The sequence below is a fragment of the Pseudomonas sp. DW-iso17 genome, from assembly GCF_058725345.1.
On record NZ_JBZXEA010000011.1, the window covers coordinates 607,688 to 631,349 of the forward strand.

At 52.8% G+C, this 23,662-nt stretch carries 20 protein-coding genes and 1 pseudogene; 11 read left to right on the top strand and 10 right to left on the bottom strand.

The window, feature by feature from the left end; genetic code table 11:
* Positions 1–120 precede the first annotated feature (120 nt).
* Both AC4PS6_RS10655 and AC4PS6_RS10660 read right to left on the bottom strand, forming a co-directional pair.
* Entirely contained in the window at positions 121–993 is an 873-nt protein-coding gene (locus tag AC4PS6_RS10655; RefSeq protein WP_492180790.1) for a hypothetical protein, read from the bottom strand.
* Positions 990–1,937, bottom strand: coding sequence for a GCN5 family acetyltransferase (locus AC4PS6_RS10660; protein ID WP_492180791.1), 948 nt, complete (start codon positions 1,935–1,937; stop codon positions 990–992). Before AC4PS6_RS10660 ends, AC4PS6_RS10655 begins: the two co-directional genes overlap by 4 nt.
* Before the next feature lie 116 nt (positions 1,938–2,053).
* On the opposite strand from AC4PS6_RS10660, the pseudogene arsH reads away from it, so the two are divergent.
* Positions 2,054–2,614: pseudogene (gene arsH / locus AC4PS6_RS10665) on the top strand (arsenical resistance protein ArsH); the annotation flags it as partial.
* 122 nt (positions 2,615–2,736) lie between these two features.
* Here arsH and AC4PS6_RS10670 read toward each other — a convergent pair.
* Entirely contained in the window at positions 2,737–3,369 is a 633-nt protein-coding gene (locus tag AC4PS6_RS10670) for an antitoxin Xre/MbcA/ParS toxin-binding domain-containing protein (protein ID WP_416364693.1), read from the bottom strand.
* Positions 3,370–3,595: 226 nt separating this feature from the next.
* On the opposite strand from AC4PS6_RS10670, the gene AC4PS6_RS10675 reads away from it, so the two are divergent.
* Complete coding sequence (locus tag AC4PS6_RS10675) at positions 3,596–4,144, top strand: 3'-5' exonuclease (RefSeq protein WP_492180793.1); 549 nt, start codon at positions 3,596–3,598, stop codon at positions 4,142–4,144.
* Positions 4,145–4,172: 28 nt separating this feature from the next.
* Here the strand turns inward: AC4PS6_RS10675 and AC4PS6_RS10680 are convergent, their stop codons facing one another.
* The 5 genes from AC4PS6_RS10680 to AC4PS6_RS10700 form a co-directional block, all read right to left on the bottom strand.
* Positions 4,173–4,655, bottom strand: a complete 483-nt coding sequence (locus tag AC4PS6_RS10680; protein WP_492180795.1) for a Mov34/MPN/PAD-1 family protein — start codon at positions 4,653–4,655, stop codon at positions 4,173–4,175.
* Positions 4,652–6,436 carry a ThiF family adenylyltransferase gene (locus AC4PS6_RS10685; protein ID WP_492180796.1) on the bottom strand — a complete coding sequence of 595 codons (1,785 nt, stop codon included), beginning with the start codon at positions 6,434–6,436 and terminating at the stop codon, positions 4,652–4,654. The genes AC4PS6_RS10680 and AC4PS6_RS10685 overlap by 4 nt, the downstream gene beginning before the upstream one ends.
* Positions 6,420–7,670, bottom strand: a complete 1,251-nt coding sequence (locus tag AC4PS6_RS10690; protein WP_056854279.1) for a nucleotidyltransferase domain-containing protein — start codon at positions 7,668–7,670, stop codon at positions 6,420–6,422. The genes AC4PS6_RS10685 and AC4PS6_RS10690 overlap by 17 nt, the downstream gene beginning before the upstream one ends.
* Positions 7,671–8,837, bottom strand: a complete 1,167-nt coding sequence (locus AC4PS6_RS10695) for an SAVED domain-containing protein (protein ID WP_416364690.1) — start codon at positions 8,835–8,837, stop codon at positions 7,671–7,673.
* 415 nt (positions 8,838–9,252) lie between these two features.
* Positions 9,253–10,884 carry a TniQ family protein gene (locus tag AC4PS6_RS10700; protein ID WP_492180798.1) on the bottom strand — a complete coding sequence of 544 codons (1,632 nt, stop codon included), beginning with the start codon at positions 10,882–10,884 and terminating at the stop codon, positions 9,253–9,255.
* 1,104 nt (positions 10,885–11,988) lie between these two features.
* Here AC4PS6_RS10700 and AC4PS6_RS10705 point away from each other — a divergent pair.
* The 8 genes from AC4PS6_RS10705 to AC4PS6_RS10740 all read left to right on the top strand — a co-directional run bounded on the left by AC4PS6_RS10705 (position 11,989) and on the right by AC4PS6_RS10740 (position 20,439).
* Positions 11,989–12,627: a TnsA endonuclease N-terminal domain-containing protein gene (locus AC4PS6_RS10705; RefSeq protein WP_011953077.1), complete on the top strand. Its 639-nt coding sequence runs from the start codon at positions 11,989–11,991 to the stop codon at positions 12,625–12,627.
* Positions 12,608–14,566: a TnsB C-terminal domain-containing protein gene (locus AC4PS6_RS10710; protein WP_016497347.1), complete on the top strand. Its 1,959-nt coding sequence runs from the start codon at positions 12,608–12,610 to the stop codon at positions 14,564–14,566. Before AC4PS6_RS10705 ends, AC4PS6_RS10710 begins: the two co-directional genes overlap by 20 nt.
* Positions 14,563–15,522, top strand: a complete 960-nt coding sequence (locus tag AC4PS6_RS10715; RefSeq protein WP_010951429.1) for a TniB family NTP-binding protein — start codon at positions 14,563–14,565, stop codon at positions 15,520–15,522. Before AC4PS6_RS10710 ends, AC4PS6_RS10715 begins: the two co-directional genes overlap by 4 nt.
* 75 nt (positions 15,523–15,597) lie before the next feature.
* Positions 15,598–17,514: a TniQ family protein gene (locus AC4PS6_RS10720; RefSeq protein ID WP_010951430.1), complete on the top strand. Its 1,917-nt coding sequence runs from the start codon at positions 15,598–15,600 to the stop codon at positions 17,512–17,514.
* 56 nt (positions 17,515–17,570) lie between these two features.
* Positions 17,571–17,930, top strand: a complete 360-nt coding sequence (locus AC4PS6_RS10725) for a histone-like nucleoid-structuring protein, MvaT/MvaU family (protein ID WP_010951431.1) — start codon at positions 17,571–17,573, stop codon at positions 17,928–17,930.
* A 645-nt stretch (positions 17,931–18,575) separates the two neighbouring features.
* On the top strand, positions 18,576–19,418 hold the full coding sequence (locus AC4PS6_RS10730) for a TIGR04255 family protein (protein WP_010951432.1): 843 nt from the start codon (positions 18,576–18,578) through the stop codon (positions 19,416–19,418).
* Positions 19,415–20,098, top strand: a complete 684-nt coding sequence (locus AC4PS6_RS10735) for a transcriptional regulator (protein WP_126404318.1) — start codon at positions 19,415–19,417, stop codon at positions 20,096–20,098. Before AC4PS6_RS10730 ends, AC4PS6_RS10735 begins: the two co-directional genes overlap by 4 nt.
* Positions 20,099–20,100: 2 nt before the next feature.
* On the top strand, positions 20,101–20,439 hold the full coding sequence (locus AC4PS6_RS10740; RefSeq protein WP_492180800.1) for a hypothetical protein: 339 nt from the start codon (positions 20,101–20,103) through the stop codon (positions 20,437–20,439).
* A 153-nt stretch (positions 20,440–20,592) separates the two neighbouring features.
* Here AC4PS6_RS10740 and istB read toward each other — a convergent pair whose 3' ends face one another.
* Together istB and istA are read right to left on the bottom strand one after the other, a co-directional pair.
* Positions 20,593–21,396: an IS21-like element ISPsy20 family helper ATPase IstB gene (gene istB / locus AC4PS6_RS10745; protein WP_492180801.1), complete on the bottom strand. Its 804-nt coding sequence runs from the start codon at positions 21,394–21,396 to the stop codon at positions 20,593–20,595.
* The gene (gene istA, locus AC4PS6_RS10750; protein WP_102619021.1) at positions 21,389–22,888 is read right to left on the bottom strand and encodes an IS21 family transposase; all 1,500 of its coding nucleotides are present in this window, start codon (positions 22,886–22,888) and stop codon (positions 21,389–21,391) included. The genes istB and istA overlap by 8 nt, the downstream gene beginning before the upstream one ends.
* Before the next feature lie 45 nt (positions 22,889–22,933).
* On the opposite strand from istA, the gene AC4PS6_RS10755 reads away from it, so the two are divergent.
* Positions 22,934–23,431, top strand: coding sequence for a hypothetical protein (locus AC4PS6_RS10755; RefSeq protein ID WP_492180802.1), 498 nt, complete (start codon positions 22,934–22,936; stop codon positions 23,429–23,431).
* Positions 23,432–23,662 lie beyond the last annotated feature (231 nt).

The following is a 23,662-nucleotide window of genomic DNA, read 5'->3' on the forward strand; positions in this document are numbered from 1 at the left end:
ATTGTTGAAGCCTGAAAGCCGGTCACCTGCTGTTAGCAGAAATAGGCCGGAGGTTAGTGCAAGCATGCGTAGATGCACGAATCTAATCCACTGGCCTATTTCAGCGAAGCTGTTGCGACATTAGTCAGAGACAACTACGATTTTTCCGCACTTCGGTAACGCATCTAGGTATTTTAGGAAGGTGGTTCTACTTAGGTCTTCTTCTGTGATTCTCGTTTCGTTGTAATCGACTTTTTCATCCCCCTCATTGAGCAGGTAATTTGTTTTTATAAACTTAACAAGTTGCTCGAGGGTAAGAAGGTTTGGGATGCGGATCTCCTCACTCGACTCTGCTGGTACTGGTTCTGAGCACCACATCGGTTTATTGCCATTAACGTCTTTGAAAAATAGATGATGAGGAGTTGATAGAGCAAAATCAGGCGTATTAATCGTAACTGGGGTTCTGGTTAAATCCTTTAGGGAGCGCTTATTTTCCTTGGGTATGCCCATTTGCTCATCAAACTTTGGGGTGCAGTAAAAAACTTCCGCGTCTTTAACTCGCGACAAGCGACATAGAGCTTCATGCTGGCTAAAAGGATGTTGGCGAGTGCCCTTCGCGTACATCTTCCTTACCGTGTCAAGCTTTGCCCTATAAGGCCTGCCATTTGGATCGTAGCCTGCATTGGTAAGACCAGTTCTGACAGTGGCATCCCTCAGTTTTTTTAAGTTGACCGGCGCTATTAGTTTGTACTGATAGAAATATGCAAAAATAAATGCGCTCTTGTTAGTCCTAGTATCTATTAAGCGCTTCTTTATCCATTCAAAAAACTCCCCCTTTCTAAATTTGTATGCAGGGTCAGGCGCCGCAAATCCAAGGTCAAAACCTACGTGAACCTCTTCCTTGCCTGGAGAGAAAATTTCATATTGCCGTTTCTTATAAAGTTTGGCGAAGTGTTTCTCATAGAGTACGTGATAACTAAGTTCTACGAGCTTTTCGTTGAAGTTTACGCTCATGATTCTTCCCTAAATGTGAGGCGCCTTGCAGTAATTTTTTCTGGGTTCCCCAGGATCTGGAGAACGACATTGTTCGTCGAGTTGATTATGGCAGCACCGAAGATCTTCTCGAATTTTGTGTGTGTGAACTCCATGGAGGGCAATTTTATGTCAGCGCAGAGCCCTGCAAGGTAGTCAGGAAGGCGTACATGCTCTGCATAGTCAGTTTTCCCATCCATGAATGGGTAGGCGAATATAAATTGAGGTTTATTGGGATCTTTTACATTTCCAGACTGATGACGAACGATAAGAAACAGCATGAAAGCGATGTCAAAAGCCACCTCATTGTACTTTTCAAAAGTAGCATCTCTATCAGTCACCCATCTGAGAAACGCCGGCTCCTTTAGCTTGTTAAGCGTCAAGAAGAGAAACGCTGCGAACGTAGAGGTCAGCAATACCTGCCTCGCCAGCTTCGCATTGAATTTTTTGCGCTTCACTTCGTCTGCAAATTCCCCAAGCGCTTTGTCAATGCGTTGCCAATATGGTCTATCGACGCCTGGGTCGTCTGACCATTCGGCAATCAGCTCACGAAGTCCTACACAGAATCCATGGATGTTGTCATCAGTGATGAAATCACGAAGGAGCTTCGAATCTCGCTCAACGATGAACGAGACGCTGAAGGCCACAGCGCAGTTGAGGTAGGAAATCAGACCTTCCGACGCCTGGCGTGTCTTCTTCAGGTCTTTTGGCGCAACGTTCGCGATGTACTCTGAAAAATTCTTGTCAGTGTCGTGCTTCAGCGTGATGACAAATGAAAAGCTGTCGTTGGCCTTCTCTGTGTTGCCTACACAGTAATCGGAATAGATGTTCCATGGGGCGTCTGGCGGGTACTGCTTGAACCACGCCTGCATGTCACTATTGAGCGAAGGGCTGTTGTCTGTGAGCAGCTTGAGTAGATCGAACATGCGCTTCCCTGCTGACGATGTGAAAGTGCCATCGTATCAGCGTCAACGGGGAGGCGCACAGTTCGGAATGTGAGTTCGCCAGACAAATCACTAATCAGCAGTTCTCGCCTACCCAAGAAGCAGCTCGGTTGCTGGAGCACTTCGGTGCAGAAACACGAATCTTCAACCCGTCAGGATTACCACTGCCTGATGATGCTCCGGATACCCACCCCAGAGTCGCGGAACTACGCGAGCTAATGCAGTGGTCTGAAGGGCAGGTGTGGTGTTCTCCGGAGCGTCATGGATCGATGAGCGCCGTCTTTAAAGCTCAGATCGACTGGGTGCCATTGGCGATGGGCGCAGTGCGTCCGACCCAAGGTAAAACTCTGGCCGTTATGCAGGTGTGCGGCGGCTCTCAGTCTTTCAACGTGGTGAATCAGTTGCGGGTACTAGGTCGCTGGATGCGCATGGTGACGATCCCCAATCAGTCTTCAGTGCCCAAAGCGTTTACCGAGTTTGACGAGAATGGACGTATGAAGCCTTCGTCCTACTACGATCGCCTGGTCGACGTGATGGAGGATCTGATGAAGTTCACCCTGCTATTGCGTGACCGTCAGGACTACTTGGTAGACCGTTACTCGGAACGCAAAGAGTCGGCTGAAGAGCTGTCGAAACGAGTGAATCAGCGCTCCATCTGAAGATAGGTTAGAAAAATATTCAGCAATTCCGTGGGCACCCGAGTTAACGGAGCGCGCCGCCTTAACAATGCCAGCTGCGATCGCGTACTCGCTTGGGTTGATTCTACTCGGCTGCGGCTGGATTAAAATGACATGCCTTCAGACACCTGAATCAGCATTTCTTCGACTAGATGTGTGCCGTGAGATGTAGTGACCATCGCCGATGGGCTTTCTCCCAAAAAACGGGCTTTGGGTTTCGAAAGCCATTGTTTGGCCTTCCCTTTGTCACCGAAGATCACCTCGGCCATGGCGGTAATGTGTCCAAACCGGAACAGGTGGTCACTCTCATGCAACGTTAAAAGCTGATTGGCTGCCAATTTTGTTTTGAGCGCTTTGGGTTGAATTATTCTGTCGCGTTCTTCGTCGCTTAGGGTTCCATCATCACAAAGCACCTTGATCAAGCTGGCCGAGAAGCCAGCTACAATCATGTCGTGAATGTCCAGATCCGAAGCATTGACGGAGATATGAAGAAGCGCCTCCAGACGCGTGCGGTAAGCATGATAGGCATCATGACGCAGGACGCCAGCAAACATGGGCCGCACTGATGCTGCGTTGTCCATGGGCGTCAGCACTAATGTGCCATCCGCTACCGTTAGCTCCAGGTCGTCCCCAACACCTAACCCCATTTGGTCAAGCAACTCTGGAGGTAGGTCAATGATGATGTCGCCAGTACCGTCCTCAGTATTATGGCACTTGACTATCCAACGCTCGCTCATGATTGTCCGGCCCTCATCCGCGATTAGAGAATGACACACATCATTATGCTCGGGCGCAGAGCTGACCAAAGGAACGTGCACTCCTCCGGTAGACATGCACTGCCGCTGCTCGAACGCCGGATAGCGAGTGCAACAGCAAAAAATGGGGCAATGGCTTTGCCGCCTTTCCACCGTCACATGGTTACGAGCTTGAGCGTGATCTGGCAACTACACAAAAGGATATGACATGAACCCTGATGAGCTTTATGTTTCCGTCGACGTCGAGACTTCTGGACCTATACCAGGCGAATACAGTCTGCTTTCCATTGGAGCTTGCCTTGTAGATCAACCTGCCACGTCCATCTATCTTGAACTACGACCTGACAGTCCAAAACACGACCCAGAAGCACTGGCAGTATCGGGGCTGAGTCTGGAGAAGCTGGAGCGCGAAGGACTCACTCCGCAACAGGCGATGCTGACATTTGGTGAATGGCTGAAATCATCCTGCCAAACGGGGCAGAAGGTCATTTTCGTAGGACTCAATGCACCGTTTGACTGGTCATTCGTCAACTACTACTTCCACAAATACTTGGAAACCAACCCCTTTGGTTTTACCGCTATCGACATGAAGGCCTACTTCATGGGAGCTGTAGGTTGCAGCTGGCAGGAAACAAAATCATCCAAGATGACCGCTGCCCTGAAGCCACTCAGCGAACCGAACCATAACGCATTGGATGATGCTCGCTTTCAGGCAGAGCTCTTCGCGCTAATGCTGGCGGGTAAGGGTAACAGCTGACATGCCTCCCATGGCACCGACTTGAAGCTTATCTAAGCCAGGTTGCCTCAACATATCTGCCGCCCCTGAACGACCAAGCCTTGATGCCTTCTGGTTTTTCGGACTTGCCAACGATAACGGCTATTGGGTGCGGCAGATCCTGCGTGTAACGCGCAGCAAATCTGGAGAAACTTCCTATATCTGCCGGAGAAATCACCGGAACAGATTGGGGATGCGTATGCCAATAGCCCACCAGGCGTAACCCTTGTTCGTTGGCAGCTTGGATCTCCTGTCGGCACCGCTCCGCATCCAACTCTAGCCAAGACCAGCCTGACCGATCGGCGCGATGAGGCAACGTGGCCAAGGCCAGCAGCAACCCTTTCGGACTAACCGGGTTGACGAATAACTGTCCCCCTCGCTCCACGCCAAAAAGGCCCTGCCGATGACTATCCAAGATGTCCGCGACAGCTTGCGACACCAATAGCTCGGAATCCACCTCCGCCCATCTCCAGCGCCAAGCGATATCCGTCATACCATTTCATCCTTAGGTTCCGGCCATCCGCGCTCGAGTAGGAGTTGCTGCGCCCCCTCTGGCAGTTTGGGCCCATGGTATTGGCCTCCTAGGCTCGGCACATCTTCAGGCCTGTAGATACTGCTGACCCAAGATGCAGTGGCAATGTTGCCGGTCAATGCGCGTAAAGCCGTGTGCGACACCATAGAGGCAATATTGGTCATCCCCAGTGATCCGCCTGGAATAAAGCTCTCCCCACACGCCGGCAGTGGAACCACACCTCCTCCCGGCCACTCTGTAAACTTATGAAGAAAATCGCCGATGTCCGTGAATAAATGACGGCCATCAAAGGTACCGGCTGGTGCGAATAGCGCGTGGCCTACCTGGGTATACGGTTCGCTCCAGGCTTGTAAAAGTCCCCAAGAAACGCCGCTGGATTTGGCTCGCCATACAGTGACCTCCGACTGCCAGTCTGCTGTCGTAATCACCACAAGATCTGCGTTATCGAATACTTCTGGTTTGCTGCTCATAACTACTTCGGCGAAAGTCGCATAAGCGGTGCATTCTGTAGTCGGAAGATCTAACAGAATCTTGTCCCTCAACGCTGAGGCTTTCAGCCTCCCTAGGCTATCCGCTCCCAGAACGTGCCTACCCAGATTGGCTGACACCAGAGTGTCAGGATCGATGAGGGTAAGGTGGCCGACACCGGAGCGTGCCAATTGTATTGCCACCGCACTGCCTAACGAGCCAACGCCAACACAAACGACCCGAGCATTTTCAAGGTGCTTTGCAGTGCCGCTTATATCGCGGGACAGAATGGACGCACGATCAAGCACGTCTAGGGCAGTTGCGCGGACAAGTGCCGGGGGATGTGCATTTGCGATGGCTGGCCGGCGGCGCGCTGTGCGCAAGCCAAACTTTGCCCCCCGCTCTTGCTGTACGCCAAGCGAGCGCACATTGAGGCAATAAGTTGGAGCATCCGTCCCCCCAGGAAGCTCCAGGACAATCCATCGACTCGCCAACGTTCCATGCAGCTCAAACCATGCCAGCAATTGCTCGGCATCGTCTGGTTGAAGGTGTGGCGCGAGCCACAGCAATAAATCTTCTGGGTTCGGAGTGCGGATATCCGGATAAGTCTGGAGCTTGACGTAAAAACCAGGTGTTTCGGCCGCGCGAATGACAGCGGAGCGCCCGACAACCCGTCGGTAATGCCCTTTGAGTGCAGCTATGTTCGATGCTAGCCAAACCGTTTCCTGACCGGATGGCAGAGCCCGGCGCGGATCGCTGAGAGCAAACAACTGCGAGGCAGCCTGAGGTCGATCCAAAAGTAAAAGGTTCTGGTACGACTGTCCGTGCTGAAAAGACCAGTAGGTAGTGATCTCATTCTGAAATTCGATATCGCGCGTTGCCTGACTTGATCCCATCTTGGACAACGAAACGATCTGGGCCAAGCGAGCAAGGCTGTCCTCTACCACGACCTCCGGAGAGCCCATAATGGGGCGTTCCTGAAAGCCATGAAGGCAAAGCCCCGACTTAGTGGCATGCGGCCAAACCAGCCATGGAGAAGGTTCGACGTTCAGCCGCAAGAGCCCACGGGGAAAGTTGGAGGGGAAACCAATACGCAGTCGTCGCTCCTGCCCCGTGTAATCGATGGGCAAGGGGAAGTGAAAGCACGCCGCTTCGTCAGCCCGCATGGGTGCGGGCTGGAGCAATGCATCGGCTGCATCCTGACCTAGGGTATTTCGCAGTGCTGCGATTCCGCGCTGCAATGGCGTCTTAAGAGGATCAGCCAAGGCGTCCAACTGGCTTTACGCTCGACTGAGAGGTTCCGCCACCGCTGGCCCCTCCGAAGAGCGAACCCATCGAAGCAGAGTTTCGAGTAGTGCCATCCGGTCGACCGGGCATCGTCCAATTCGCAGGGATCTCATTGTTCACTGCCGTAATGAATGCCGGTGCAATACCAAAATTCTTTTTCACTGCCTCGGCAAAGGAATCGTTGGATTCAAAACTTTCTAAACCCAATGACACAGATGCACTGGCGTCCGCATGCCACTTGGTAAATGCTTGGCGATAGCCTTGCCCCTCGCCGGGTCGATTCCACTTCTCTGCAAAGTTTTCGCCGTTATCAGCAGGGTTGCAGACAAAGCAATCGCTACCTCTTTGCGCGATGTGCTGCGGCATTCTGCGAACGATTTCCAGAATTGCATCGAGCGGTGCCAGAGGCTTCGACTGGGACTCCTTCACGACATCCAGGTACGCGTGAGTGGCCAGAGTAGTGATAACTGCAGATATGGGCCGAGTATCAGCGCTCCTTGTTTTGATGGCCCATTCATCGCGATGCCGCTTAAGCAGCTTTATGGTCGCACGCAGGGGATCTTGATCGATGTAGTCCTGATAATGCGGCAAAGGATCTTGTGTCGCGGCATCAAGCATTCGCTGGCTTTTGGCAATCACCAAGCTTTCCAAGGAGATTTCCTGGGCGGAAGCGACCTGCAACCAATTCGAGTAAGGAATAGGGCTGCTTGCTTTCCACCCTGTGACCCGATCCGGAACCTCCAGCTTTCCCTCGCCATTTGCTTCGCCATTTCCGTTGATCGCGCGGGCAGGTGTGACATCGATGTGAAAACCTGGATTTTCATCGGCATAAACGATCCGAATACCACGACGTAGTTGCTTAACTTCTTCCTGAACGCGGGAGCCTTCTCTAAAACGCTGTTCAATCGCCTCTAGAACTTCCTTCGCACCAGCGCCTTGAGCGTGAGGGAGCCAGATAATCGCGTCCGCATCAATGGTGTCCAGATCCGCAGGCGCACCGGGAATTGGCTTGATGGTGGTTTTCAGCCGCATTGAGCCCTGAACGAAGATATGGGCCTCAGCGAGCAACGGATTGTCAGAAGCCGAGAGGATTTTTTCCAGTTGGGAGTAGCGGTCGTTGATTTTTTCGTACTGCGCTTCCGACAGCGAGATTTCCCGCGCGGCGCGAAGCAGAAAATATTCCCAACTGCTGCGCTTGGTCTGTTCGTTGCTCAAAAGCATTTACATAGCCTCCTGGGCCACCGAGCCCAATTGCAGTGTTTGCGTAAACCGATCTTGGTTGTCCTTGTCCCGATCGAAGATCAGGTACGTATGTTGATGCTGCGTTGTGAGCAACGCGCCAAACTCGATAGCCAGTGCCGCAGGGATGGCGGCGAAGACGTGGATAGGATTAGGAGTCAGAGCCTCAAGCTGGCTCAGTCGTATTTGGAGCGCGTCGCGAAAGGCATGAATCACCCTACGGTTCTGTACCATCGCGTAGCTTGGTTCAGGAATCGACAGCTCTGCAATACGTGCACCGGGTAGAGCGTCGGTCACGTCGCGAACTGGAACTTGCGCAGAAATGGAGAGCACCAACGCCAGTGGACCATCGCCGTTGGGTGGAGGCGTAAACAGAAAACTGGGCGGCTCAGCAGACTGATCGGGCCAGCGCAAAAGATGCTCGCGGTGAAAAGAGAAGATTAAGCGCTTGGAACGATCGCCGATGCTCTGGCCCAACATCATCAAAGCTGGGATATCGGCCAAGCCTACTACTGCTAGCGCGGGCGAGTCGCCATAGGTGCCGCCGCGACGCTTGAGTTGCTGCTCCAGCTCGTACTGGATGCTGTCTTTGACGTTCTGCCAATAGGCAGCGTCCCTGCCGCGCGGTCCGGGCGCAGGGAAGGCAATTTTGATGCCTTGATCGAAGGCGGTTAATCCCTCCGCAGACATCGCAGTCAACAGATCGCGAACCGGAATATCGTTGATCGTCTGGAAATGCTGACTCTGGACAATGAGAGGAATCGCTCTGCCACCATCAGGGGTCGTTGCGGCGATTCGGATGCGCTCTAGGTATGCTTGGTGTAAACCACTCAAATCATTTTCAGGATAACCGTCTGCGTCACGATCAATTTTGTCATGACAGCCTGGGCACAGGAGCATCAGGTTAGCAGTATCGTTCGTGTGCGCCTCAGCATCATGATCCGCGCGTCCCCGAGGCCCCTTGGGACTGGCGGGTAGGATATGCGCCACTTCGCCCCATTTCATTGGCTTGCCGGCACGATAGTCGAACGTTAGATCTGTGCCGCACAGTTCGCAATGACCAGCGGTCTGTGTCCATACGATCCGCTTCGTCTCATCATTCGTGTTAAAGCGCCCACTCGCGGGCTTAGCGTCTTCTGGTTCTGCCATTTCGACCTACCCCCGAGAAACATCCATGATTGAAAACGATGATGGCAATATAAGATCATACTAAGGTCATTTGCCGCGATTTCAAGAGAGATCTGAGGGTGATTAATGCCGAGTCAGCTTGGCCAGGACGCTTTTTTTGACTCATCGAAACGGAGTGATGGCAGCTTTCGATTTCTTGCAAATGCTGATGGGTTATGGCGCTGACCAGAAGCGTATTTATCGAAATTAGCGAGTTTATGCAGAAGACATAAACTCGCTAATTTCGATACATATCTCGCTCAAAAACCAAACGACGTCAATCTCCGGGCGCCCCCCACAAGAACCAGCTAAAGAACCCGATGCGCTATAATCGGTTCTTAAAGCTATCGCTCCAGCCCCTGAGGACGTTTTCGGGGCGGATGGAGCGCAGATGCCCTCAGAAGCTAATCGCAATCGGCGGTCCCTCCCAGTCTCTCGATACGCCGGTAGACTTGAGCAAGGCCTCTGCATCCACGCCTGTTCTCGCCAAGCTTTCCAGATCCCACTCGAAGAAGCTGGAAAAAACCAAGAAAACTTTGCTTGCTACCGCCGAGGTCAATCTTACAGTCGAATAGTTCACCGGCAGCTTCATTCTTATGATTTCAGAGATGCTCCACACCAATGTCCTTAATCGGAAATACCACACTGACTCTTGGTGACGCTTGATCTGGTGATAAGTAAGCGGGAACCTCTGCTTACGCAGATCTAGGCCGTGAGGTAACGAGTTTGGGAGCAGCGTCTGCAAATTTCTAATGTTCACCCTTTTAGGATCTTTCGCAACGCTATACAACTCATCCACGCCCGCTTCAATAAGGGCTGCATAACCAGCGTCTCTTGAGTCGATAGTCTTCTCAACCTTAACGGCAACCTTCTTAGGCATGCGAAGTTTTGCGATCAGCCACGCATTATCATTTTCCATTAGCCAATGAGTTGGTTTATAGGCTTTTTTCCAGAGGTATTCCACATCAGCCTCGGAGCGCAGTGCCAAAAGCATCTCGATTTTTTGACGGTACTTAATCATTTTACCGGAATGCGCATCTACATTTTTAGAAGGTCGTGGCGAACTCGAAGCACTTAGCAGGATAGACTCCTTCTTCAACGCTCCCTCGAAATTATCAGCACTGGAAAATAAATGAAGCGCGATAACCAAATGTCGCGCTAATGGCATATTAAGCTGACCCTTGTCTGACTTCAGCCTAATCCATTGCTCATGCTTTCCATTATTGTAGGCCGGATCAATTTGCGCTAAATACTCATCGCCATAAGCACTTTGAATACTATCAAAAAGTTTCGCAATGCCCGCATTGTTTCCAAATACAAATCCACGTTTCTTACATTGCCGCACATAGCAAGAACTCAATACTGCGCTACCTATTGGCGGGATCTTTCGTTGCAAGATATCGTGCGCGAATAGCGCGACCTTCTTCTCCAGATCCGAGCCCTTATGCGTCGTCTTAGCGTTGAGCGGACTCCACCCGCATGCACATGGCTCAGTCAGATTTGGAAGCAGCTTCAATTTTCGATAGAAAGGGTGGGAGCACTTGGGGCAAGCATGGATCAGCGAGTCCCCGTGGCGCCAACAGACTGAAACACCGGGTATATGGTGTGATCGATGCCAGTAGGCAGAACCGCAATCGATCAAATCCTCCTGAACGCAGTTAGGGCAAAGCTTAGCTTTCCCATGGATGGACTCTTCGCGGCGAGGAATTCGTACCACCCCATCAAAAGCGTGCGATCCAGAATGGTCCTCCGGTCCTTGCCTAACACCTAGAAAAGGTCTGTACGCAGGAAACGTCGTGTTGTTACTGATCAGTTCTGCGAGATTGCTCTCCAGCTGCCCTGGTAGCCTGTCGGCGAGCTTCTCAATCTGCTGAGGCACAATGCCACCGATGCTAAATGGCTTAGATGCGAATAAATCACGGTAGGTTTCCGCCGCTGTTCTATTCCCTGACAGGTAGTGATAGCGGGTGACGCGAGAGTGCAGCATTTCATCCGGCATCGATACAGGGAAAAATAGTAGATCAGACATCATTTACCGATTAAAAAAGTAGGGTTAAAGAAAAACGCGGATCCAAGATGGAGTATATAGATTACACATTAAATTTTGTACCGGGTTTAGGCTCTCTGAAATGACCACACGATAGGGTGTCACCCTGCTCCGAATTTTGATGGATTATCCAACCGCAATCGTAGCAGTATTCATTGAATCCAAAACACGTATCGATAATCCAGCTCCCGCTAGTTGAACGCGTGAGGAATATACAATCAAGATTATTCTGATCGCTAGATAAAACATACTTCTTGTAGGTTCACAGAAAAGCTGCACGCTTTCACAAATAGATGACCGGCCGGGCTTCAACCATGGCCCCTGTCGGTCACCATCAAGCCCGCCTTCGCGGGCTTTTTTTTGCCTGGAATTCCTGCCGGGGCGCCCTACTCCGCTCATTGGAAAATGATGCAGATGGGGGGATTTGAGGAAGTGATTTGATGGGGCGCTGGAAGTGCTGAGAGGGTCGGCGGGCGGATCTGAGCAGCAGAGAGATTGAGAGGACTTTAAAACTAATATTTGAACACCTTAATAGTTAATTAAGCGTACGTGTTAAGTATTAATTTGAACAATTTAGTATGGAAATGGAATTTGGTGGAAGTTGCCATTTTGGATTTTTTGTAGATTTCGAAGGGATGTTGGAATAAGATCTATGACCAACTTTTCCGCTTTGCACTGAAGATTTTCAGCCAAATCAGCTGTTTGAAGCGAGAGCTTCAGACCTGATCCAAATTGCTCCAGCGATCACGAAGTGGCCGTTTAGAAATAAAGAGAGCAAGCCGATTGCTTTAGATTCTGATCAGTCATGAGAGTCATGACCAATGAGAGAAAAGGAGACCTGAAAATGTAGAAAAACGCGATCAATCCCGAGAGGACTGACCGCGCTTAGCGAAGCAGACTTGCGTCCTCAGAACCCGCAATGTCTGCTTTTTCGAAGCGACTGTCAATCCTCTCCCATTTTTTCGACCTTAGCGAGGTTACTCGACGGCACAGTGTTGCCTGTCGAAAGGCCTCACTTCGCCCGCCCTGCGCCTTGATTTTTTGGCGCAGCGTCGGCGCTCGTTTCGAGATTTTCGGAGGTGTTTCATGACAGTACGAAAGGTGGTCACGCGGCGGTCCAACCATTACCGCGGCTACTTCCCATCGCTCAAAAATAAAAAGCCTGTGCCCTGGGAGTCCCAGCTCGAAGGCGCTCTTTTTCGGCTTCTTGAGCTGTCTCCTGCGGTCATCGGCTACGTCCCGCAGCCCAGTGAGGAACGTGTTCCATCGCTCCAGGGCTACTTCAAATATTACCCAGACGTACAGGTTTTCCTCGCGGATGGGCGCGAGTGGTGGTTTGAAGTGAAGCCTCACGACCGACTGAAGATTGCCAGCGTCAGGCAGCGACTGGATGCCGCTGAGCGCTACTTCAACGCCACTGCCCGTAACTTTTCGGTGATCACTGAAAAGTTAATTGAAGCTGAACCCCTGGCTACCAATCTTAGAAGGCTGATGTATCACCGGCGCGGTCCAGAGCTTTCGCATCAGGCGTTGGAGGAGGTAATGGCGACCTTCAACGAATGGCCGCCTATGACCGTTGCAGATCTGCTCTACGTGGTTGGTGAGGGGAAAGCCTGGCGCTTGTTAGGCCTTGGGGTGGTGGGCATTGACCTTGATAGGTCAATTGACACTGACTCCCCGGTCTTCCTGCAAGGGGGGCACCGTCATGCAAACCTTTTCCCTTAGGGTGAAATTGGTCGTCATCGTTCGTGGCGTACTGATGGTGCTTGAGAAGAGGCTTATTGACCGGAAGCTGCTCTTTTTCGATGAGCTTGGTGAGCCCACGAAGCTATCCGAGAAGGAGTTCTATGAGGCCTACGAGAAGCGCGAGATCGAGATCTCCGCTGATCAGCCATACCTTGGGAAGGTTCCGTATGTGCGGAACGTCCCTCCAGATATTTCATGCTTCCCCAAAAAACATGGAGATGAGGCATTGCGTCGACGCAAGTATCTGGACGACCTAACTAAGCGCGGTAAATACAAGCTACCGGGTGACGAAGACATGATCAAGAAACTTAGAGATATCGCCAAAAAGATTGGGGATGCGTGCGCACCCTCGGTTTCCACTATTCGACGTTGGGCAGCCAAATACATTGGCCAGAACGTAGTAAAGCTTATCCCTCAGCATGCCAAAAAGGGTCGGGCTGCCGCGATACAGGGAGAGCTCGAAGTTATTCTTGAAGGGGTGATTAATAAAACCTACCTGCAGGATACGATTCCAGCGGTCAGCGTGGTCGTTTCAGAATTCGAAGATCAGATAAAAGAGAGGAACAAAAGTCGTTTGCCTTCGGATCAGCTCAAGATCCCAAGCGGAATGACTGTCCGAAGGTACATCGCCAAGCTGGATCCGTACCTTGTGGATAAGGAGAGGCTCGGAAAACACGCAGCAGACAAGAAGCACCGTGTTGCGGCGGGTGTCCTACGTGTCCATGAGATTTTGGAACGTTGGGAAATTGATCACACCTTGTTGGACGTCCAGCTTGTGGATGAAACCTCGGGGCTGTGCATTGGGCGCCCCTATCTGACGATCGTCCTCGACCGCTTCTCTCGAATGGTGATGGGATATTTGCTCCACCTGTCGGCGCCAAATACGGAAACCGTGCTTCGTGTGATCGAACGCTCAATCCGTCCAAAAGCCGAATTGCTGAAGCGCTTTCCGAAAGTGAGAAATGAATGGTGGGCACGTGGGCTGCCGGCTCGAATAGTCCCAGACAACGCAGCGGAATTTCACGCGGGCGATCTCATCATGGGATTCAACGAGTTGGGTATCGAGATCATGTATCCCGCTTCAAGGGCCCCTCAAAGGAAAGGTGCCGTCGAACGCTTTTTCAGCACACAGAACCTGGGGCTTATCCACAACCTCCCGGGTACCACCTTCTCGAATATCCAGCAGCGTGGCGATTACGACTCGGAGAAGAATGCATGTTTCACGCTCCCTCAATTGGAGGCGGTGGTAGTGAAATGGATCGTCGATGGTTACCACCAGACTCCTCATCGGGGGCTGGACAACAGAACACCGGCTCAAGTCTGGGGGACTAGCGAGGCGAACCATGTCATCAGCCTTCCCGTCGACCTGGACTCGTTGGAGTGCATTCTGGCCAAGCGGGCCTCGGTGAAGGTTCACCATTACGGCATCGAGGTTGCCAAAGTGGGCTACCACTCTACGGAACTTGCTGAGCTCCGTATGCGTTTGGCAGACGGAGAAAAGGTAAACGTCCGCTATCGAGACGAAGCCGGGCACGTTTGGGTTCACGACCGCTTCAGAAACTTGTTCTTCAAAGTGCCCGCCAAAGATGAGCGAATGGCCGGTAAGAGCAGGGAGGTGTGGAAGGCTGCCGAGAAAGCGCTGCGAGAAAAATATAATGAGCAGCCTAGCTTCGAGGCTACGCACAGGTGCTACCAGGAAATTATGGAAGATGCAGACGAGGCCCGCCGTTCGCAGACGCTCAGAAAACGACGCGCAGCTGCCATAGCGAAAATCGACAAGGAGGGTCGAGTGACCGAAAGCACGCCTCCACCCAAGGTACTCGCTGAAGTGGAATGGACCGGTGACTCTATTCCTAACATTCCGCCAGCAGCCTTCAAGGTCTCGGTTCGTCGCCCTGCTGGGAGTTCTAAGCCATGAACGCCATCAATCTGTACGAATGCTACGAGCATGGTGAATACAGCTTTACGCTCCGCGATCGTTTTATTCACAGCCCTCAAGTCGAGCGAGCGTTGACGCGACTAGGCGATATCCACGGCGATAGTCGGCGTACCAGAGCAAGTAAAGGGTTGCTGATCCAAGGTCCAAGCGGAGTGGGCAAGAGCACATTGGTCAAGGAGTACATTCGGTCATTGGAGGAATTGGAGAGCCATGACCCACAGAAGCGGACAGTTCTGTTCGTCGAGATGCCTTCGTCTCCAACCAAAAAGAACCTGGCAGCAGCCATTTTGGCAGAGCTGAAGGATCCCTTCGCAGAGGCACGAGGACATTCGGCAGAGGTTAAATTTGCGCGAGTAGTCCTGCTGCTGAAGAACCTTGGCGTGGAGATGTTGGTCCTCGATGAGGCGCAGCACCTGGTCGATTATCGTCGTAATGGTGCGTATGAGGCAGCAGACTGGATCAAGAGTCTGATGAATGAAACCAGTATCGCGTTTGTTCTGATTGGGCTGAAGCGCACCGAAAATCTCCTGCTAGCAAACGAGCAACTGCGACGCAGGTTTTCGGCCACGGTGGCATACGATCGCTTCACCTTCTCCGCTAATACGTCTCTTCATTTCGTGATGTTGTTGCAGGCAATCGAGGGCGAACTGCCTGTTCAAACCATCAGTTTTGTAGAGCCAGCGATGATTAAACGCTTCTACCTGGCTTCCTATGGATTGATCGACTACCTCATCAAGATTGTGGACAGGGCTGTTTGGCTGGTTCAAGTCCAGGACCTTGTCGGGATTGAACTTCCTGTGCTGGCCCAGGCTTTTGAAGACGAGGTTTGGAGCTACGCCACCGAGGATCGAAACCCCTTCAGTGCGAGCTTCAATTTCCAGCCTCTGTTCGGGAAGCGGGAGCCGTTTGAGACGTTCGAAGAGAGCAGTACCTGACGGCCAAGGGCCGGGCTTATCGGCCCGGCTCTACTCCCCTGATTTTTATGTCTTCGATTTCATGGATGTGTAGGAATGTTTGGTCTTTTAATCAACCCACGACCACACCAAGACGAAAGTCTTTTGGGGTACCTGCAGCGCCTGGCGAAAGCCAACGGATTACCCAGAAAGGAACTGCTCACCGCCTTTGCACGAGCCGACGAGACCGATGTTGCGGACTGGCTGCAGATGATGGAAGGACCACTGAGCTGGCCTGCGGTATCTGCTGAGTTTCGTGATCCAAGGCCCAAGGGGGTCAAGTTATGGACGACTCATCACGCTCGTTACTGTCCGATCTGTTTGGGCGAAGCCGGTTATTGGAGAGAAAGCTGGGGCTTGACCCTGGTTACGACGTGTTCTGTCCACGGCACTGAACTCCACGGGCGGTGCCCCAACTGTCTGAAGGAAACCGATCCAAGCGCAATGAGTGCGAATAGTTGCCAAGCGTGTGGCACCTCATTGAGTGGGACCAATTTTGAGATCGCGCCGGCGAGTGATACGGCCGCCTGGCTCACCTCTGGCTTTGAAGATAGGTTTTACGCCGACTCGTTGCCAGCTGACGCGGGATTGGCGGCCCTCACCTACGAACAGTTTCACGAGTTGTCATCGCGTCTCGCTGTCAGAAGTTTGCCTACGGAAAGAACCCAGCCGCTGAAGGTTGCTGATTCGGGTTCGCTAGAGATATCGCGGCTTATGGCAAACGCGGCGGGCGTGGTTCTCATGAACTGGCCTCTCGCATTCAGAGAACTGCTGAGTGGCCTCAAGGCAGTCCATTCCGATAACGAACATTGGACGCTCAGCAGATCGTTCGGCCCGATATACCACGACATCCACCGTGATCTGGATGACTCTTGTTTTGACTTTCTTCGTCGAGAGTTCGAATCATTTCTGCAGCATGCGTGGGAAGCACCGTTAGCGAAGCGAAATCGCAATTTGAGTGAGGAGACGATTGAGAGACATCGTTGGGTGTCGTTCGATTCTGCTGCTGAAGCTTGTGGTCTCGGGGTATCAGTCATAAAACGCCTTCATCAGGAGGGACAAATCGCCTATCGGGAGAAGGTCCATGAAGATCGAGTCTTTACGGTCGTGGACCTGGATCATTTGAAGGCAATCTCGCAGCATCTCCAGGGCGTGGCTGATATGAAAGAAACCTCGACTTTGCTAAGCCTCTGTCGCAATCGGGTTAGGCAGCTGCTAGCTGGTGGTACCCTCCAGTTCTTTGGTGGAGAACCGCGCCCAGGCGAAAGGTGGCTGATTGACTGCCGCTCGATCAACGAATTGATTGATGAGAAGCTGCCTACCAGCTCTGACCAGAGCCTGGTGTCGATCAACTACTTGGCCAAGCATTCTCTGCCCAAGGGGGGTGGGTTGGTCGAGTTGGTTCAGGCAATACGTGCAGGTGAACTTCGCGCTTACGGCCCAGCTGAGAATGGCTCGGTTGCGGTAGGGGCGTGGTTACTCAAGCCGCAAGATTTTGCAGCGTGGCAACAAGCCCGAGCTGAGAACAAGAGTCCGGTCTTTCCCGGCCTGTCGGTAGTCAAGGCTGCTGCGCTGTTAGGCGTCAAAGAACAATGCGCATACGCGTTCGTTCGACTGGGTCTGCTATGGAGCACTGCTGTCGAACGAGGCCGGCGTACGCAATTGATGGTTAAGCCTCAAGCCATCGACAGATTCAGGCGTGGCTATATCTTGGGACCGGAGATTGCGGTGTATTTGGGGAAGTCGACCAGGGAGGCGTTCAAGCACCTTTGGGAGGCCAGGTTTCGCCCCGTTGCGGGGCCATCCATTCCAAACGCGGCTTGCCGGCAGTACGTTTGGGTAAGAAGCAAAAAGCTGATCGATTACCTCGCAAGTGAAGCCGCCCAGATCGACGATCCTGAAGCCATCACGTTTTTATCCACACCGATCGCTCAGCCTCGTGATTGCCGATTCAGGCATGTGGGATCAAGATAGTTAGCACGCTTTCTTTCTTGATTGCTAAAATCATCGAACCCATTTTGGAGAATCTTATGTCCCGTCTCGCTGAATTCCGCCTGCTCGAACAACAGCTCGCAGCCCAACTGGCGGAGCTGGAAGCGCTGAAAAATGACTCTGCCCTGAAGCAGGAAATGGAATTTGAAACGAAGCTGCGCAGTTTGCTCAACGAGTATGGCTACGGCCTGCGCCAAGTGGTGCTGATCCTCGATCCGCAAGCGGTGGCTTCCACTGATATGGCCCCAAAAACCTCTCGGAAACCACGCGAAGTAAAGGTCTACAAGAATCCACACAGCGGAGAGGTTGTTGAGACCAAGGGTGGTAATCAGCGTACGCTTAAGGCCTGGAAAAACGAGTATGGCGCTGAGGTAGTCGAGTCTTGGCTCGCCAATTGATTGCACTGCAGGCGGCTTCTGGCACGAGATGAATCGTGGTGCGCCCCGAATGCAAATTCCCATTCTGGGGCGTGACGAAATTTTCTGCGGGTGGTGGTGACACACAGTTTATGCGCATTAAATAGAGGTCCACTTCAAAAAATGGACTCTCCAAAATGCGGAATGCTCTCGTCTCAATCTCAGTGAACACCATCGCAAGCCTCCTGACTGCGCTTGTGCTTCACTGGATCACCCGTCCTCTTTCCGACCTCTCCATTCAGCCAATCACGGCCTCAAACTCTGGATCCAAGAGCTCTTCGTGCTCTTCGTAGATGAGAAATCTGGACCAGACAGCACGTTTCTGAACCACCCCATCAGAGCAAGCGTTCCCCTGGATTGAGCTATCTGGTGACGATTCGTTGAGTTTCTTCTCACTGCTAGGAAGAGCTCTGATTAAAAATTCGTGCTTCCTCAGAGGCTTAGCGATGGTGTCTGTAGAGGCTTTTCTGGAATGACGAGTAAGCTCCTGATGGAGGCGTTTTCTGCACTCCATCCCTCACGGGGACCGCTTGTCAAATCGAAAGGCCCTGCTATACAGTTCTTGTCAAAGGATTTGTCAAATGATGTAGAATCCGGTCCCTCGTTGGGCGCGGTGGAGGAGTTAACATGTCAGAACGCGAAGGGGTCTTAGCAAGGGCGCCGCTTATCTATGCGTTGAGCGTAATCAGATTTGCCCCGATTCTTAAGCTGCCAAAGCTGATCCCAGACATTCAGCACACGATCCGTCAGAGCCTCCCGGGCTTCTTCCAGATGGTCAAGGGCGTGCCGCCTGGAGTGATGCACAGCGGAGAACCGAATTCTTGGGCGTTCCTTAATCGGGATGCTGACTACGCGTGCGTGCTGGCCATGGATCACATGATCCTGCAAAGCACAAATTATCTTCATTTTGATAACCACTTAGCGCTTTTCCGTGAGTGCATTGAGGCGCTGGTAGGGCAAGCAGGTGCATTGGATATCACCGCTATCGGGATGCGGTACGTCGATAAAATTGAACCAGCTGAAGGTGAGACCCTAGCCGACTACCTTCCGGAAGCCATGCTCCCACTTAAATGCGATGAGCTAGCGGCGCATGGGAAAGTCCCCAAGGAGCAGCTTGGAATCTCTACTACCACCTACCATCTAGATCCGGAGTATCTGCACATCAGATGCTGGCGGCAGACTGGTATGTGGATACCGGAAGATTTGGTCGAGCCGGCCATGGTTTTCGAAATTGCTAAGCAATCGAGGAATTCATCCAAGCATGGTGCTCCTCTGCAAGGTGCATTTGTGCCTGTTAGCGAAAATGGTGCTCTTCTCGATACGGATGCGCATTGGCCGCTGCAGTTAGCCGAACGACTGGGAACCGAGGAGATCTGCACGAGACTCGACGGTTTGCATAAGACTGCTAACTTTGCTTTTAGGACAGTCGCGAAAGATCATGCCTTTGAGGTTTGGGGGAAGGCGAAATGACTACAGCAATGAATGGGCAATGGATTGATCCTACCGGGGCTGCTGTAAGCAGATCTTCTACTTGGGAAAACCCTGAAATTGCTCCGCGTGTAGGTAGCACGACAGCAAACCCTGTATTGGCGATTGCTTTCACAGCGATGCTGGCCGTTTCGGTAGTAGTCGCTCCTGGGACTGCCTCCCTGCCCTATCCACAACTTATCGGCTCAGCAGGCATGAGCTTTCATGGCGTGCATGCTGGTGCCTGGACCGAGGTGGACACCAGCCAGGATGCCAATGTTACCGAAGACGTAGCGCCGGCCTTAATCGAGGAGCTTAGGAGCGACTTCAAGTTGTCAGATAGCTCCATCGCGCAGATCTTCAACGTGTCTCGTCAGACCGTGTACAATTGGCGGACTGGAAAAACCGCCACTGGTTTTCCCGAGAGGCTTGCGGCTTTAACTGAGGCGTTGCGCCAAGTTAACGCCGAAGAAGCGCAGTATCTGCATCGGGTGCTTTTCTATCCAACCGCCGATGGCCGCCTGATTCAGGATGCGCTTTCGGATGAAGCGTGGAATCGAAATGGCGCTAAAGGTGTGTACGGAATGGTTGCGGAGTTGGCTGGCAAGGCGCAGCAGCTACGTGATAGGGACCTCAAAACCATCGCCAGGTTAGAAAAATCGGGCGGTTCGAATTTGGTTTGATTATGGCTGATACACCTGAGCAAGAGATCGTAAGTGCCATTAGCGCTGCTGGTTGGCTGCAAGGAGATACCGTCTCAGGTGACGCCTTGATTGAACACATATCCGAGGAGGTCCTGAAAGGCCAATTCGAGGGGGTGGCTCCAGCTTATTGGATGTTGGCCTCCCATTCCTGCACGGTGCATGCACGCAACCTTTGTGATGCGCCGTGGATAGAGTGGATTGCCGTTAAGGTAAAGAAAAAGGCCTTTGATAAGCAGCTGCACGCCCTCAATCCACGTACGCTGCACCTGCAGCACGCGGAAAAGCAGGTTTTGGAGCTCAAGATTGTTGGCGCTGATTGAAAACTGACCCACCCTGCCGATTGAAAATTGACCCAGGACGGATTGCTGATTTCTGTCCCAGCAATTGTGGATAAGCTTAGCAGCAGTGGGCCGATTCAAGACGCATCAACCCCCACCGCATGTAGGCATGCAGCAGGGTATTTATGGTGCGGATCAAAATGGCTCATCGTCCTCGACATCATCTCCGTCCTTGCGCTTTCGTTCCCGTGACTTGATCTTTGTCTGGGCGGCCAAGGTGCTGTGTTGTAGGCGGTAGGACTCGTTGCCCGTTTCGACGATGTGGCAGTGATGTGTCAGCCGATCCAACAACGCGGTGGTCATCTTGGCGTCGCCAAACACACTCGACCATTCCGAGAAGCTGAGGTTGGTGGTGATGACCACGCTGGTGTGTTCGTACAGTTTGGACAGCAGGTGAAATAACAGGGCACCGCCGCTTTGGCTAAAGGGCAAATATCCCAGCTCATCCAGTATCACCAGGTCTGTGCGAAGCAGTCCCTGGGCGATTCGCCCTGCCTTGCCATCGTACTTCTCACGCTCCAGCAGATTCACCAGATCCACCGTGGAAAAGAAGCGCACGCGTTTGTTGTGGGCCGTGATTCCGGATATAGCCAAGGCACTGGCCAGGTGTGTTTTCCCGGTTCCAGGGCCGCCAATGAACACGACATTCTGCGCCGTTTCAGTGAACGCTAAGCTGGATAGATCGCTGACCAGCCGGGCATCAGCGCTGGAAGCGCTGAAGTCAAAGCCAGCTAAGTCACGGTGCATGGGGAGTTTTGCCATGTTCATCTGATGATTCACCGAGCGCACCGCGCGATCCGCATGTTCCTGCTGAAGCAGATGTTCCAGCAGCCATTTCGATGAAGCCGTCGACGCTGTTCCTTGAGAGACCAGTTCTTCCCAAGCACTGGCCATGCCGTGCAGGCGAAGTTCTTTGAGTTCAGTCATTAGGTCACGCATTGCGATTCTCCTCATCGGTCGCACGGAGCCGGTCGTAGCGTGCTGTATTGGCAACAGGCGCGACCTTGAGTTGCAGGCTGGTTTCTACACTGGGAGGTAGTGCGGTGGAGGTCAGGCGGGCAAGGACATTGAGGATGTGATCGGCGCTCAGACTTCCCGATTCAAGTACCAGCTCCACCGCCACCAGCACAGGTTCGAGCCCCGCAATTGGCACAGCAGCCAGTACCTGCATCATGATTCGATCACCGTTGGTGTGACGCCTCAGTCCTCGTTTGAGAAGCCGTAACGGTTTTGGCAGATCAGCAAATGGCGCACCGTTGCGCAATGCACCAGGCTTGCGTTCGATGAGTGGGATGTAGTGCTGCCAGTCAAAACTGACCTGATCTCGATCAAAGAGGCGCTCGTGACTGGCGATCACCGTTTCGTCAGCAATGACCACGATCCGCGAAGGGTACAAACGGCTACTGACCCACTGGCCGACGCGCTCACATGGCACTGAATAGCGATTTCGCGCCACGCTGATCAGGCAGGTGCTGGAGACCCGCACGGTACGCTCGACGTAGCCATCAAATGCCGTCGGCATTGGCATCATTTCGACCTGCTCCAGCTCTAAGACCTCGGCCACCGTCAGCCCGTTGTACTGCGGATGCACCAGTTCGCTCCAGAGCGACCGACAACGTTGGCCGAGCCAGACATTCAGTTCCTCGAAGGTGTGAAACATACAGTTTTGAGCATCGAGCCAGATTCGCCTCCGGCTGTCCTGAACGTTCTTTTCGACGATGCCTTTTTCCCAGCCAGAGGCCACGTTGCAGAAGTCCGGATCGAACAGATAGTGCGCGCACATCACGGAAAACCGGGCGTTGACCGTGCGCCCTTTGCCTTTGTTGACCTTGTCGACAGCCGTTTTCATGTTGTCGTAGATGCCGCGACGCGGCACACCACCCAACGCTCCAAACGAACGGGTGTGGGCATCAAACAGCATCTCGTGGCCTTGGCTGGGGTACGCAACTAACCAGAATGCGCGGCTGGCACACAGCTTCATGTGGGAGACCTGGATACGTCGAAAAAGACCACCGATCAGCAGACCTTCTTCGCTCCAGTCAAATTGAAAGGCCTCACCGAGCGCAAACGTCAGCGGTACAAAAGCGCGTAAAGACTTGCCTTGCTCGCCTCGCCAAGAGCGCACAAACGCCGTGAGCTGGCTGTAACCGCCGTCATAACCCTCGGCTTTGATCTGCTCAAAAAGTGCTTTGGCGCTCCTGCGGTTGTGTTTTGGCCGGAACGAATCGGCCTTGAGCGCCTGCTCCAGGGTCTCGTGAAAAGGGCTGAGCTTATTGAAGGTTGCGCACCGTTGGTACGCTGGCTGAATGGCTTCGGGCGCTCTGACCCATTTTCGGATGGTGTTTCTCGACAGCCCGGTACGCTTGGCTATCTGATGCAGCGAGAGCTTGTCGCGGAAGTACATCCGCCGGATTTTTCCCAACATTTCCATGCTGATCACCCTGTGTTCTCCTGCTCGAAAAGTGAGCAGAAGCAGTTGAACACCTGGGTCAGTTTTCAGTCGGCAGAAGAGCCTCTACTGGGTCAGTTTTCGGTCAGCGGCAACAGTATTGCGATGCCGGACGAGTTGGTCAACCGCCTGAAGGCAGACCAAGGTGACGACGGCATGAAGGGCATCGCCGTGCTTGTCGACGATTTCCTCCATCAGAACAACCAATTTTTCGCTAGTGCTTGGGTTTCCTTCAACCCCAAGGGCGAGATTCGCGACCCGGCTGAGCCCTACGAGGTGGTGTTCCGGTTTTTGACCAAACGAGAGCACGCCAGGCGCGCAAATGAGCTGCACGACCAGCTGAATGAATTGCTCGGGGTGGCCAGAAATCTCAACGATGGGCTGTACTTCGGTGGAGCAGACGTCACGGTGCTCCAAGACTTTACCATGCTCGATGCGGAAGACTTCGTGCGGTACAACCTTCACGACTGGCTCAGTGTTGGGGATACCGATGAAGATGAAGAAGGTGCCGATGATGCTGACTGAGCTGCTATCGGCCTCCCCTTTAGGATCTGGGTTTGACCTTAGCTGACCGGCTGCTCTACAAACCAATTGATTTTCTCCGGAGCCGGTGTCACTGTCGCTCCAAGAATAGCCCCCACGCCTCGGGCAGGTCCCAGACCTGTACTGCGCACCAGGGGGTTAGTTGTTTCTAGGGCCCGCCCAGGTCGATCAGGCATGCTTTGGGCGGGCCTCAAACCAGTGGGTGACCACCAA